The organism is Candidatus Dormiibacterota bacterium, from assembly GCA_036495095.1.
In the GTDB taxonomy this organism is placed as follows: domain Bacteria; phylum Chloroflexota; class Dormibacteria; order Aeolococcales; family Aeolococcaceae; genus CF-96.
The window spans coordinates 1-12,257 of sequence record DASXNK010000014.1; the positions used below are offsets into that span (position 1 = coordinate 1).

13 protein-coding genes and 1 riboswitch are annotated in these 12,257 nt (G+C 74.4%); of the genes, 11 read left to right on the forward strand and 2 right to left on the reverse strand.

What is annotated here, in order from left to right; genetic code table 11:
• Positions 1-106 precede the first annotated feature (106 nt).
• The 3 genes from VGL20_00970 (at position 107) to VGL20_00980 (ending at position 3,091) form a co-directional block, all read left to right on the forward strand.
• Entirely contained in the window at positions 107-1,156 is a 1,050-nt protein-coding gene (locus VGL20_00970) for a thiamine pyrophosphate-dependent dehydrogenase E1 component subunit alpha (protein HEY2702238.1), read from the forward strand.
• Positions 1,149-2,141: a transketolase C-terminal domain-containing protein gene (locus VGL20_00975; GenBank protein HEY2702239.1), complete on the forward strand. Its 993-nt coding sequence runs from the start codon at positions 1,149-1,151 to the stop codon at positions 2,139-2,141. Before VGL20_00970 ends, VGL20_00975 begins: the two co-directional genes overlap by 8 nt.
• 149 nt (positions 2,142-2,290) lie before the next feature.
• A riboswitch (cyclic di-GMP riboswitch) is annotated at positions 2,291-2,365 on the forward strand.
• Between the two features lie 36 nt (positions 2,366-2,401).
• A complete protein-coding gene (locus VGL20_00980) occupies positions 2,402-3,091 on the forward strand; it encodes a hypothetical protein (GenBank protein HEY2702240.1) in 690 nt (229 codons plus the stop codon).
• Positions 3,092-3,102: 11 nt separating this feature from the next.
• Here the strand turns inward: VGL20_00980 and VGL20_00985 are convergent, their stop codons facing one another.
• Both VGL20_00985 and VGL20_00990 read right to left on the reverse strand, forming a co-directional pair.
• On the reverse strand, positions 3,103-4,143 hold the full coding sequence (locus VGL20_00985) for a PHP domain-containing protein (GenBank protein HEY2702241.1): 1,041 nt from the start codon (positions 4,141-4,143) through the stop codon (positions 3,103-3,105).
• A gap of 38 nt (positions 4,144-4,181) precedes the next feature.
• On the reverse strand, positions 4,182-5,261 hold the full coding sequence (locus VGL20_00990) for a plastocyanin/azurin family copper-binding protein (protein ID HEY2702242.1): 1,080 nt from the start codon (positions 5,259-5,261) through the stop codon (positions 4,182-4,184).
• A 204-nt stretch (positions 5,262-5,465) separates the two neighbouring features.
• On the opposite strand from VGL20_00990, the gene VGL20_00995 reads away from it, so the two are divergent.
• The 8 genes from VGL20_00995 (at position 5,466) to VGL20_01030 (ending at position 12,241) form a co-directional block, all read left to right on the forward strand.
• A complete protein-coding gene (locus VGL20_00995) occupies positions 5,466-5,744 on the forward strand; it encodes a hypothetical protein (protein HEY2702243.1) in 279 nt (92 codons plus the stop codon).
• Positions 5,745-5,787: 43 nt separating this feature from the next.
• A complete protein-coding gene (locus tag VGL20_01000) occupies positions 5,788-5,988 on the forward strand; it encodes a hypothetical protein (protein HEY2702244.1) in 201 nt (66 codons plus the stop codon).
• A gap of 91 nt (positions 5,989-6,079) precedes the next feature.
• Positions 6,080-6,628 carry an ABC transporter permease gene (locus tag VGL20_01005; GenBank protein HEY2702245.1) on the forward strand — a complete coding sequence of 183 codons (549 nt, stop codon included), beginning with the start codon at positions 6,080-6,082 and terminating at the stop codon, positions 6,626-6,628.
• The gene (locus VGL20_01010; GenBank protein ID HEY2702246.1) at positions 6,625-7,569 is read left to right on the forward strand and encodes an ABC transporter ATP-binding protein; all 945 of its coding nucleotides are present in this window, start codon (positions 6,625-6,627) and stop codon (positions 7,567-7,569) included. Before VGL20_01005 ends, VGL20_01010 begins: the two co-directional genes overlap by 4 nt.
• Positions 7,566-8,315, forward strand: a complete 750-nt coding sequence (locus VGL20_01015; protein ID HEY2702247.1) for an ABC transporter permease — start codon at positions 7,566-7,568, stop codon at positions 8,313-8,315. Before VGL20_01010 ends, VGL20_01015 begins: the two co-directional genes overlap by 4 nt.
• A gap of 1 nt (position 8,316) precedes the next feature.
• Positions 8,317-9,306 carry a glycine betaine ABC transporter substrate-binding protein gene (locus VGL20_01020; protein HEY2702248.1) on the forward strand — a complete coding sequence of 330 codons (990 nt, stop codon included), beginning with the start codon at positions 8,317-8,319 and terminating at the stop codon, positions 9,304-9,306.
• 100 nt (positions 9,307-9,406) lie between these two features.
• Positions 9,407-11,215, forward strand: a complete 1,809-nt coding sequence (locus tag VGL20_01025; protein ID HEY2702249.1) for a 2-oxoacid:acceptor oxidoreductase subunit alpha — start codon at positions 9,407-9,409, stop codon at positions 11,213-11,215.
• A complete protein-coding gene (locus tag VGL20_01030; protein HEY2702250.1) occupies positions 11,216-12,241 on the forward strand; it encodes a 2-oxoacid:ferredoxin oxidoreductase subunit beta in 1,026 nt (341 codons plus the stop codon).
• Positions 12,242-12,257 lie beyond the last annotated feature (16 nt).

A 12,257-nucleotide genomic window follows, 5' to 3' on the forward strand; every position in this document is an offset into this window, starting at 1 on the left:
GCGTACCGGCCCGAGGACACCCTGCCGCCGGCGCCGCAGCGCCACAGCCCGCGGGCCGCGGCGGGCTGAGCCCCGGACCGGGACGGCGGCCTATCATCCGCCGCTCATGAGCGCGCCGGCCGGCTCCCCGATCAGCGAGGACCTGCTGCTGCGCATCTACCGGGTCGCGGTGCTCACCCGGGCGCTCGACCACCAGCTCTGGCTGCTCACCCGCCAGGGCCGCGCCGGCTTCGTGCTCACCGGCCGCGGGCACGAGATCGCGCAGATCGCCAGCGCCGCGACCCTGCGCCGCGGCCACGACTCCGCGTGGCCCTACTACCGCGACATGGGCGTCGGCCTCGCCCTCGGCGTGACCCCGTACGAGATCCTGCTCGGGGCCCTGGCCCGCGCCGCCGACCCCCACTCCGGCGGCCGCCAGCTGACCATGCACCTCTCCAGCCCGAGCCTGCGGATCGGCAGCGTCTCCAGCGCGATCGCCGCCCACCTCCCCCACGCGGTCGGGGCCGCCTACGCCGCCCGGGTGCGGGGCGACGACAGCGTCGCGGTGTGCTGGTTCGGCGACGGCGCCGCCAGCGAGGGCGCGACCCACGAGGCGATGAACCTCGCCGGCGTCCACCGGCTGCCGGTGGTGTTCATCTGCGAGAACAACGGCATCGCGATCAGCGTGCCGCTCGCCCTGCAGATGCCGGTGGAGCGGGTCAGCGACCGCGCCGCCGCCTACGCCATGCCGGGGGTGAGCGTCGACGGCACCGACGCCGAGACCGTGTACACGGTCACCCGCGCCGCGGTGGAGCGGGCGCGGGGCGGCGAGGGCCCGAGCCTGCTCGAGCTGCGGGTGCCCCGGATCACCCCGCACTCCTCGCAGGACGACGACGCCTATCGCAGTGACGCGCAGCGCGCCGCCGCCGCCGCCGCCGACCCGCTGCCCCGGCTCCGCGAGACCCTGGTCGAGCGCGGGCTGCTCGGCCTCGACGAGGACGAGGGGATGGTCCGCGCCGCCCGCGAGCAGGTGATCGCCGACGAGGACCTCGCCCTCGCCATGCCCGACCCCGCGCCCGAGCGGGCCCGGCGCTGGCTGCACGCCGGCGACCCGCCCCACGGTGGCGCCGTCCTCCCCGCCCGCTACGCGGGGTGGGCGGGGGTCTTCGGTGACTGAGCCGGCGGCGGGCCGGACGATGGTGCAGGTGCTCCACGACACCCTGCGCGCGGAGATGGCGCGCGACCCGAGCGTGGTGGTGCTGGGGCAGGACGTCGGCGTCAAGGGCGGGGTGTTCAAGGTCACCGACGGGCTCCAGGCGGAGTTCGGGCCGGTGCGGGTGCTGGACACGCCGATCTCCGAGATCGCCATCGCCGGGGCGGCGATCGGGGCCGCGATGATGGGGCTGCGACCGGTGGCCGAGTTCCAGTTCGCCGACTACATGCACCCCGCCTACGACCAGATCGTCAACCAGGCGGCGACGATGCGCTGGCGGAGCGTGGGCGCGTGGTCGGTGCCGGTGGTGTTCCGCGCCCCCTGCGGCGGCGGGGTGCGCGGCGGCGTCTATCACTCGCAGAGCATCGAGGCGCTCTACGGGCACATCCCCGGCCTGAAGGTGGTGGTCCCCGCCACCCCCGGCGACGCCGGTGGGCTGCTGCGCGCCGCCATCCGCGACGACGACCCGGTGGTGTTCCTCGAGCACAAGGCGCTCTACCGCCGCGGCCGCGAGGTGGTGACCGGCGACACCGAGGTCATCCCCATCGGGGTCGCCCGGGTGGACCGCGCGGGCGGCGACGTCTCGGTGATCACCTACGGCATGGGTGTGCACCTCGCCCGCGAGGCGGCGGAGCGATGCGCCGCCGAGGGGGTGGAGACGGAGATCGTCGACCTGCGCACGGTCTCGCCCTTCGACCGCGAGGCGGTGGCCCGCACCGTCGCCCGCACCGGCAAGGTGCTGCTCCTGCACGAGGCCAACCGCACCATGGGCCCGGCCGCCGAGATCGCCGCCTTCATCGCCGAGGAGCTCTTCACCGAGCTCGACGCCCCGGTGCTCCGGATCGGCGCCGACGACTGCCACCTCCCCTACAACGCCTCCGAGGAGGCCGCGATCCTTCCCGATGTGGGCCGGGTCACCGGGGCGATCCGCCGCCTCGCCGCCCACTGAGGAGGCCCGGACCTCACCCGGTGTGACGGCGGCCTAGCCGCTGTGGTGATCGGCGCGGTCCCCGTGACAGACCGGCGGTTCGAGGTGACCAGCGGGTCTCGGAGGTCCCGGTGACGGCGCCGCCGGGGCACACTTCGGGACGTCGGCGCCACTGACAAAGGCAAACCCTCCGCGAGGGGGGGACGCAAAGCCACGGATCTCTCGCAGACCGCCGGGTTACCAAGGGTCGCCAATCGGGGCCGACAGCACGGAGTGCTGCCATGCCCCTGCGCACGCTGTTCACAGCGCTCGCGGCCGCCGGCTCGTTTGCCGGTGCCTTTGCCTACGTCCACGCCGGTGTGGTGTCGCCCGCCTCCGGCCTGATCGCGTCCGCGGTCACCACGGTGAGCCATGCCACCGACCGCGCCAGCGTCAAGGCGGTCACGGCCACCCCCGCCCCGACCGCGGTGCCGACCCCGGCGCCGACCCCGCTGCCGACCCCGGTCCCGGTGGTGCAGCGGGCGGCCTCCGCCCCGGTGCGGGTGCCCGCGCCGGTGGTGGTCCAGCGAGCGCCCGCCCCGCCCCCCGCGCCGGTGGTGCTCCGCAACCAGCTGACCAGCGGCGACGGCACCCTGCACACCGCGGTCGGCGTCTACAGCGACTGCTCCGGCCGCAGCGAGCTGACCCACGCGATGGCCGCCATCGACACCTGCATCCCCGGCCCGCAGTACTTCGTCGGCCACAACGCCGGCGTGTTCACCCCGCTGATGCACATGGGCGTGGGCTCGATCATCACCTACTACGACGGCGGTGCCACCGCCCACGTGTGGCGGGTCGTGTCGGTGCGCGGCGACTGGCGCTCGGCCAACGGCGTGCCCCCGGCCACCGAGGGCGACGTGGTCGCCCAGTTCCAGACCTGCGTCGTCCCCGACGGCTCCATCGACCGCATCCTCGACGTGGTGCCCGCCTGATCCACGGGCGACTAGGGGGATGGGGGCCCCGAGCGAGCCTCCACCCAGGCGACGAGCGCGCCGGCGTCCTTCGTGTTGATGACCGACGTGGCATCAACTCCGCAGGCGGCGGCGCGTTCGCAGCCGATGATCTGCCAGTCGAGCTGGCCGGGCGCATGGGCGTCGGTGTCGATCGAGAACCGGCAGCCGGCCTCGACGGCGAGGCGCAGCAGCCGCTTCGGCGGGTCGAGCCGCTCGGGGCGGCAGTTGATCTCGACGGCGACGTCGTGACGGCGGCAGGCGTCGAAGACCGCCTCGGGGTCGAAGGTCGACTCCGGGCGTCCCCTCCCCCTGACCAGCCGTCCGGTGCAGTGGCCGAGCACGTCGGTGTGGGGGTTGGCCACCGCCGCCACCATCCGCCGGGTCATCTCCTCGGCGGGCATGCGCAGCTCGGAGTGGACGCTGGCGACGACCAGGTCGAGCTCGGCGAGCAGGTCGGGCTCCTGGTCGAGCGAGCCGTCGTCGAGGATGTCGACCTCGATGCCGGTGAGGATCCGGAAGGGGGCGAGCTCGGCGTTGAGCTCGGCCACCACCTCGAGCTGCTTGCGGAGCCGCTCGGCGGTGAGGCCGCGGGCCACCCTGAGCCGCGGGGAGTGGTCGGTGAGCACCATGTACTCGTGGCCGAGGGCGCGGGCGGCGGCCGCCATCTCGTCGATGGGGCTGCCCCCGTCCGACCAGTCCGAGTGCACGTGGCAGTCGCCGCGGAGGACGGCGCGGAGCTCGGCCCCGGCCGTGGCGACGGGCGTGCCCTCGGTGGCCTCGAGCCGGCGCAGGTACACCGGCACCTCGCCGGCGGCCGCCTCGGTGATCACCCGGGCGATCACCTCGCCGACGCCCGGCAGCTGCTGCAGCGTGCCCTCCCCGAGCCGGCGGTCGAGCTCGCCCTCCGGGAGCCCCTCGACGGTGGCCGCCGCCCGGCGGAAGGCGCGCACCCGGTAGGAGGGCTCGAGGGCGCGCTCCAGCAGGAAGGCGATGCGCTTGAGGGCGGTGGCGCACTCGGCGGCTGCGGTCACCCCTCAGGTGTACCGCAACCGCCGGGTCCGCCGCAGGCTCACCTCACCTCCACGACCCCGGCCATGCCCGGATGGATGGGGCAGGTGTAGGGGTACCTCCCCGCCGTGGTGAACTTCAGCGAGTAGCCGCTCGCCGGCAGCGGCCTGCCCCCGAAGAGCCCGGAGACCGCCAGGCCGCTCGCGTACTCGCTGCCCGGCGGCGGGTTCGGGGCCGCGAAGACCAGCGGGTCCTCGGGGGTGAGCTGGCGGCCGAGGGCGATGACGTGGGGCTCGTAGCCGTCGTTCCTCCAGGTCACGGTGTCGCCCGCGGCGATGCTGACCGTGGTCGGGAAGAACTGGTTGAGGGTCAGCTCCTTGCCCACGGCACCGGCCTGGACGATCCCCGGCGCGGTGGTGGGCACCCCCGAGGCGACGGTGGCGGCGTCGGCCTTGTCGCCGCTGAGCTGGCGGTCGGCGGCGCTCCGCAGCGCGGTCGCGGTCTGGATGGGGCTGCCCTGGGGCACCACCGTCAGCGTCGCCGCCATCGTGGGATGGAGCAGGCAGATGAACCGGTAGGCGCCGGGCCTGAGGTCGGAGGCCAGCGGCAGGACCGCGGTCTGGCCGCCGACGAAGATCCCGCTGTTGTAGTAGGGCTGTCCGGAGAAGGGGCCGGGAAGGGTCACCACCGGGGCCGGCGTGCCCGCGGGCGCGGGCGGCGGCGCCCCGGCGGGCGCACCCGGGCAGGCGGTGGTGGTGGAGGTCACCGGCTCGCTGCTGAGGCAGGGGCCGCCGGAGATGGCGGTGAAGCCGATGCCCGGGTTGATCAGCGGCGGCTGGTTGGAGTGGTCGGGCACCACCCCGAAGGTCACCGTGTGGGGCGTCCCCTGGGTGGGGTTGACCATCCGGAGGGTGTCGCCGGCGTGGGCGCTCAGGGTGGCCGGATAGAAGGCGAGGAAGTCGCGCTCGGGATGGCTGGCGTCGGCCCCGCCGACGTTGACGCTGAGCGTCGCCGGACCCGACGGGACGCTGGTCGGTGCGTTGGTGACGCCGCCGCCCCCTCCCCCGCCACCGCACCCGGCGAGCACTGCGGTCGCCGCCACGGTGGCGACCCAGCCCGAGCCCCCTCGCCGTCGATCCATCGTTCGACCTCCACACGCTGACGGCGGCGCCCCCGGTCCGCGGCGCCGATGATGCACCACTGCCCGGGCGAGGGTGGCGCCGGGGGTGTGCGTAGGAAATCGGTGGGGTCGCGCGTCGAAGTGGAGACGCAACCGCGTCCCTCCCCCGGGGGTGGGGGAGGCGCAGCAGCCGAGGGCCCGGCGGGGCCCCCCGGAGGACCCGCGATGAGCAGCCCGGAGCCGACCCGGCTCGACACGGCGCACCCGGCGCTGCGCTCCCTGCGCGCCGCCCGCCGGGACCTCGACGTCGCCGTGGACATCCTCGACCAGCTGGAGCCGGGCACGGCGCAGCACCGGCTCGCGGTGCGGGCCTGGACCGACGTCCGCCGGCTGATCCGCAGCCTCGCCACCGGCAGCGACGAGGGGCTCGAGGACGCCGACGTGCCGGTGGCCTCGATCCGCACCTCTCAGGACCGCAAGCTGCAGCGCGCCAGCGGCGCCTGACCCTCACTCTCCTGCGGACGGGCGCGCTACATTCGAGCGTGCCATGGACAGCGAGCAGGACGAGCGAGCGCAGCGGGAGCAGCCGCCGCCGCCCCGCCGATTCACCAGCTCGATCCGGCTCAGCGAGCCCTCCCGCCGCTCGCAGGTGCTGATCTGGCTGTTCATCGGCCTCTCCGGGGGCGCCGTGGTCCTGGTGGTGCTCCTCTACTACACCTCGGGCTTCGGCCTGTGGTTCTCCCGCTGAGCCCGCGCTGAGCACCCTGCGCTACCTCGGCAGCCACTGGGACACGCTCCGTCCCCAGCTGCTCACCCACCTCCAGATCGTCGCCGTGGCGATGGCGGCGGCATCGGTCGCCGGACTGGCGACCGGGGTGCTGGCGGCGCGCCGGCCCCGGCTCGAGGCGGCGGCCCTCGGCGTCGCCGGGGTGATCCTCACCATTCCCAGCTTCGCCCTCTTCGGGATGCTCACCATCCTGCTGGGGATCGGCAACCCGGCGGTCGAGCTCGGGCTCGCCCTCTACGCGCTGCTGCCGATCATCCGCAACACCCGGACCGGCCTGGGGGCGGTCGACCCCGCGGTGGTCGAGGCGGCGCGGGGGATGGGGATGAGCCCGGCACAGGTGCTGCTCCGGGTCGAGCTGCCCCTGGCCCTGCCGGTGATCGTCGCCGGGCTGCGCCAGGCGACGGTGATGGTCGTGGCGATCGCCACCGTCGGGGCCACCGTGGGCGCCAACGACCTCGGCCAGCCGCTGCTCGAGGGCATCCGCGGCAACGACCGCGACGCCATCTTCGCCGGCGCGCTGCTGGTGGGCGCCCTCGGGGTGAGCGCCGACGCCCTCCTCGCCGCCCTCGAGCGCGGCCTCTCCCGGGGGCGCACCGCGTGATCAGCCTCGAGCACGTGGTCAAGCGCTACGGCGACCGGGTCGCCGTCGACGACCTCTCGGTGGAGATCGGCGCCGGCGAGATGGCGGTGCTGGTCGGCCCCTCCGGATGCGGCAAGACCACCACGCTGCGGATGATCAACCGCCTCGTCGAGCCCACCTCGGGGACCATCCGGGTGGACGGGCGCGACACCCGCGAGCGCGGCGTCGAGGAGCTGCGCCGGTCGATCGGCTACGTGATCCAGCAGGCGGGGCTCTTCCCCCACCTCACCGTCGCCGAGAACATCGCCACCGTGCCCCGCCTGCTCGGCTGGGACCGGCGGCGCATCCGGGCCCGGGTCGAGGAGCTGCTCGAGCTCGTGGGGCTGCCCCCCGCCGGCTACGCCGGGCGGCTGCCGCGAGCGCTCTCCGGCGGCGAGCGGCAGCGGGTGGGGGTGGCCCGCGCCCTCGGTGCCGACCCCCCGGTGCTGCTGATGGACGAGCCCTTCAGCGCCCTCGACCCGGTCACCCGGCTGCGTCTCCAGGGCGAGCTGCTGCGGGTGCAGTCGCTGGTCCGCAAGACCATCGTCGTGGTCACCCACGACATCGACGAGGCGCTGCGGCTCGGCGACCGGGTGATCCTGCTCCAGACCGGCGGCCGCCTCGCCCAGGTGGCGACCCCCGCCGAGCTCCTCGCCCACCCCGCCTCGGAGTTCGTCGCCGGGTTCCTCGGCGGCGACCGCACCCTGCGCCGGCTGGCGCTGATCCCGCTCGCCGCCGCCGAGCTGCGCTCCGCCGGCGGCACCGTGCCGGCGGAGCGGGTGGAAGCCGGGGGCAGCCTCCGCGACGCCCTCGAGGTGGTGCTGCGCTCCGCCGACGGCCGGGCCGCGGTGGTCGACAGCGGCGACCGGGTGGTCGGCATGGTCGACGCCGAGGTGATCCGCCGCGCGGCGGCGGCGCGATGAGGGCCCGGCGGCCGGGCGGGCTGCGGCTCGCGCTCCCCCCGGTGCTGGTCGGGGCGGCGCTGCTGCTGCTCTACCTCTGGGTGCACACCGCCGACGTGCCCCCGGAGGAGTCGGCGGTGCTCTCCCCCGACTTCATCGGCACCCGGCTGACCCAGCACGTCGAGCTCACCGTCGTCTCCTTCCTGATCGCCGTCGCCATCGCCCTGCCCCTCGGCGTGGTGGCGGCGCGCGCCGGACGGGGAGTGCGGCTGCCGGTGCTGCTCGCCGCCAACCTCGGCCAGGCGATCCCCAGCATCGCCCTGCTCGCCCTGGTGTTCACGGTGACCGGGTTCACCTTCCGCACCACGGTGATCGCCCTCGTGGTCTATGCGGTGCTGCCGATCCTGCGCAACACCATGGCCGGCCTCCAGGGGGTCGACCCCGACGCCGTCGAGGCGGCCCGAGGCATGGGGATGAGCCCCGCCCAGGTGCTGCTCCGGGTCGAGCTGCCGCTGGCCTCACCGGTGGTCTTCGCCGGGCTGCGGACCGCCCTCGTCCTGGTGGTCGGCACCGCCACCCTCGGCAACTTCGTCGGCGGCGGCGGGCTCGGCGACGTGATCGAGTCGGGGCTGACCGCCGCCGGCCTGGAGCCCGCCTCGCGTATCGTCGTGGTCGGCGCCGTCCTGGTGGCGGCGCTGGCGCTGCTCGCCGACTGGCTGCTGAGCCTGGTCGAGCGCGCCGTGGTCCCCACCTGGGAGGACGGATGAGATGAGACGCCCCCTCGCGCTCGCCGCGCTGACCACGGCCTCGGTGCTCGTCCCCGGCTGCGGGGGGAGCGGCGCGAGCAGCAGCAGCGGCGCCGCCGCCGGAGCGCCGGTGATCTGCATCATGTCCGAGTTCCGCACCCGGGCCGACGGCGTGCCCGGCCTGGCCCGCACCTACAACCCCGCCTTCGCCACCGCCACCTACAAGGACATCGGCAGCACCGCCGAGGCGGGCATCGCCAGCGGCCAGTGCGCCGCCGGCGAGGTGTTCACCACCGACTCGGCGATCGCCGCCGACAACCTGGTGGTGCTCAGGGACGACAGGGGCCTCTTCCCCCCCGACAACGTGGGGCTGATCGTCCGCTCCGCGGTCCTGCAGAAGCACCCCGGCATCGCCGCGATCATGGCGCCGGTCGCCGCCCGGATCACCACCGACGAGATCACCAGGCTGAACCGCGCGGTGGAGCTCGACAAGCGGGCGGTGAACGAGGTTGCCCAGCAGTGGCTGCAGCAGAACGGCCTCCTCGACGCCGCGCCGGCGGCCGCGGGGGCGGGCAGCGCGGCCTGCCCGGTGAGCGCGCTGGCGGTCGACGGCGGCGGCGCCCAGCTGAAGATCGGCAGCAAGCCCTTCGCCGAGGAGGAGCTGCTCGCCGCCATGACCCGGCTGGTGCTGGCCCGCCACGGCTACACCGTCGACGACAGCGTGCACGCCGCCGACCCCGCCATCGACCGGGCGCTGCGCGACGGCACCGTCGACATGCTCTGGCAGTACACCGGCACCGAGCTGCAGGAGTTCCTCGGGGTCAAGCACCCGCCCGCCGCGCTCGACGCCGCCTTCGAGGAGGCGCGCAGCCGCGACGAGGCGAGCGGCCTCTGCTGGACCTCCCCGGCGCCGATGAACGACACCAACGGGCTCGCCATCCGCGCCGCCGACACCGGCCGCTACGGCACCACCCTGACCGGGTTCGGGCAGTACCTGGCCAGCCACCACTGACGGCCCGTGGCCCGATCCCGGGACTACGCGATTGCGCGGTGTGGGGGTAGACTGATCCCCCACACGGGGGAGGCACCGTCCCCCACCACCCCGACTCCGGATGCCCGTGGACCAGACCGTCAACGACCTCACCATCCTCGCCGCCACCGTCAACGGATCGGGCAGCCAGTCGGCCAACCTGGTGCTCACCCGGGCGATCTTCTCGATGGGCGTGCCGGTGGCGCCGAAGAACGTCTTCCCCTCGAACATCGAGGGACTGCCCACCTGGTACGACCTCCGGGTCAGCGCCCGCGGCTACCAGGCACGGGGCGGCGGTCCCGACCTGCTGGTGGCGCGCAACCCGCAGACCTGGCTGCGCGACCTCGCCGCGGTCCGGCCCGGGGGCGCGGTGGTCCACGACGAGGTCCTCCCCAGCGCCGGCCAGCGCGACGACGTCGAGTACTTCCCGGTGCCCTTCGCGCGGCTGGCGAGGGCGCGGATCGTCAGCGACGCGCTGCGCAAGCAGCTCACCAACATGATCTACGTCGGGGTGGTGGCGGGCCTGCTCGGCATTCCCCTCGACAACGTGGTCGCGGGGATCGAGCGCACCCTGCAGTCGAAGCCGCGGGCCTGGGCGCCGAACATCGCCGCCGCCCGGGTGGGTCACGAGTACTGGGAGGAGCACTTCGCCGGCCGCCGGATCGGCCATGCGCTGCGGACGGTCGAGGGTGGCACCGACGGGATGGTGCTCGTCGACGGCAACCAGGCGGCCGCGCTGGGCTGCGTGATGGGCGGCTGCACGGTCACCGCCTGGTACCCGATCACCCCCTCCTCCAGCCTGTGCGAGAGCCTGATCACCTACGCCGAGCGCTTCCGCACCGACCCGGTGACGGGCGAGCGCCGCATCGCCGTGGTGCAGGCCGAGGACGAGCTCGCCGCGGTGGGCATGGCGATCGGGGCGGGCTGGGCGGGGGCGCGGGCGATGACCGCCACCAGCGGGCCGGGGATCTCGCTGATGGCCGAGTTCACCGGGCTGGCGTTCTATGCCGAGGTGCCGGTGGTGATCTTCGACATCCAGCGGCTGGGGCCCTCGACCGGGCTGCCCACCCGCACCTCGCAGGGCGACCTCGCCTTCGTCCACCGGCTCGGGCACGGCGACACCCGCCACCCGGTGCTGCTCCCCGGCACCGTGGAGGAGTGCTACGAGATGGCCCAGCAGGCCTTCGACCTCGCCGACCGTCTCCAGACCCCGGTGTTCGTGCTCAGCGACCTCGACCTCGGCATGAATCTGTGGATGTCGCGGCCGTTCGCCTACCCCGAGAGGCCCTTCGACCGCGGCAAGGTGCTGACCGCCGACGACCTCGAGGAGCTGGAGGGGAGGTGGGCGCGCTACCGCGACGTCGACGGCGACGGCATCCCCTACCGCACCCTGCCGGGCACCCGGCACGCCAGCGCCGGCTACCTCACCCGCGGCTCGGGCCATGACGACGAGGCCCGGTACACCGAGAGCCCGGAGGCGTACCTGCAGACCATCGACCGGCTCGCGCGCAAGCACGACGGCGCCCACGCCCTGGTGCCCGCCCCGGTGGTCGTGTCCGGCGGCGCGCCGCTGGGAGTGATCGCCTACGGCAGCAGCCACCACGCCGTGGTCGAGGCGCGTGACCTGCTCGCCGCCCGCGGCCTGCGGCTCGACTACCTGCGGCTGCGGGCGCTCCCCCTGGCACCGCAGGTCGCCGAGTTCGTCGCCGCCCACGAGCGGGTCTACGTCGTCGAGCAGAACCGCGACGGCCAGCTGCTCGGCATCCTCCGCGACGGCCTGCCCGCCGAGCTGGCCGGCCGGCTCCGCTCCATCCGCCACTACGACGGCCAGCCCCTGGCCGCCGGCGCGATCACCGAACCCCTGCTCGAGCTGGAGGCAGTCGCCGTCTAGATGTCAGCTCTCGCCCTCAACCGGATCGGCCTCGCCCGCGAGGCCTACAAGGGCGCCGCCTCGACGCTGTGCGCGGGCTGCGGCCACAACTCGATCACCAACCACATCGTCAAGGCGCTCCACGACCTGGGAGTCGAGCCCCACCGCCTCGCCAAGCTCAGCGGCATCGGCTGCTCCTCGAAGACCCCGGCCTACTTCGTCGACCAGGCCCACGGCTTCAACGGCCTCCACGGGCGCATGCCCGCGATCGCCACCGGCGCCGGGCTCGCCGACCGCGAGCTGGTGCTGCTCGGGGTGTCAGGCGACGGCGACAGCGCCAGCATCGGGCTGGGGCAGTTCATGCACCTGATGCGCCGCAACCTCGACTGCACCTACCTCATCGAGGACAACGGCACCTACGGCCTGACCAAGGGACAGTTCTCGGCCACCGCCGACATCGAGTCGGTGCACAAGCGGGGCACCGTCAACCACTACCAGCCGATCGACCCCTGCGCCGTCGCACTCGCCGTGGGCACCACCTTCGTGGCCCGCTCGTTCTCCGGCGACGGCCGCCAGCTGGTGCCGCTGATCAAGGCGGCGGTGGCCCACCGCGGCACCGCCCTCATCGACATCATCTCGCCCTGCGTGACCTTCAACGACCACGTGGGCTCGACCCGGAGCTACAGCTGGATCAAGGACAACGACGCCGGCCTCCACGACCTCTCCTTCATCCCCTACTACGAGGAGATCCGGGTCGACTACGAGCCCGACCAGGTGCAGGAGGTCGAGCTGTACGACGGGTCCACCCTGGTGCTCAGCAAGCTCTCCGAGGACCACGACGCCACCGACCGGGTCGGCGCCATCCGGCTGCTCGAGGAGAGCCGCGCCCGCGGGCAGCTGGTCACCGGCCTGCTCTACGTCGACGAGCACGCCCGGGACTTCGCCACCCGGGAGCGGCTCGCCGAGCGCCCCCTGCGCGACCTCGGCGAGGCCGAGCTGCGCATCGGCCGGGACGACTTCGACCGCCTCATGGCGGAGCTCATGTAGGCGCGATCGCGCTCGC

Bases quoted from the DNA above. Each gene is read 5' to 3' on its own strand.
- VGL20_01025 (HEY2702249.1), top strand. From the start codon at position 9,407: ATGCCCGTGGACCAGACCGTCAACGACCTCACCATCCTCGCCGCCACC.
- VGL20_01000 (HEY2702244.1), top strand. From the start codon at position 5,788: ATGGACAGCGAGCAGGACGAGCGAGCGCAGCGGGAGCAGCCGCCGCCG.
- VGL20_01015 (HEY2702247.1), top strand. From the start codon at position 7,566: ATGAGGGCCCGGCGGCCGGGCGGGCTGCGGCTCGCGCTCCCCCCGGTG.
- VGL20_00990 (HEY2702242.1), bottom strand. From the start codon at position 5,261: ATGGATCGACGGCGAGGGGGCTCGGGCTGGGTCGCCACCGTGGCGGCG.
- VGL20_00980 (HEY2702240.1), top strand. From the start codon at position 2,402: ATGCCCCTGCGCACGCTGTTCACAGCGCTCGCGGCCGCCGGCTCGTTT.
- VGL20_01030 (HEY2702250.1), top strand. From the start codon at position 11,216: ATGTCAGCTCTCGCCCTCAACCGGATCGGCCTCGCCCGCGAGGCCTAC.
- VGL20_00970 (HEY2702238.1), top strand. From the start codon at position 107: ATGAGCGCGCCGGCCGGCTCCCCGATCAGCGAGGACCTGCTGCTGCGC.
- VGL20_01005 (HEY2702245.1), top strand. From the start codon at position 6,080: ATGGCGGCGGCATCGGTCGCCGGACTGGCGACCGGGGTGCTGGCGGCG.
- VGL20_00995 (HEY2702243.1), top strand. From the start codon at position 5,466: ATGAGCAGCCCGGAGCCGACCCGGCTCGACACGGCGCACCCGGCGCTG.
- VGL20_01020 (HEY2702248.1), top strand. From the start codon at position 8,317: ATGAGACGCCCCCTCGCGCTCGCCGCGCTGACCACGGCCTCGGTGCTC.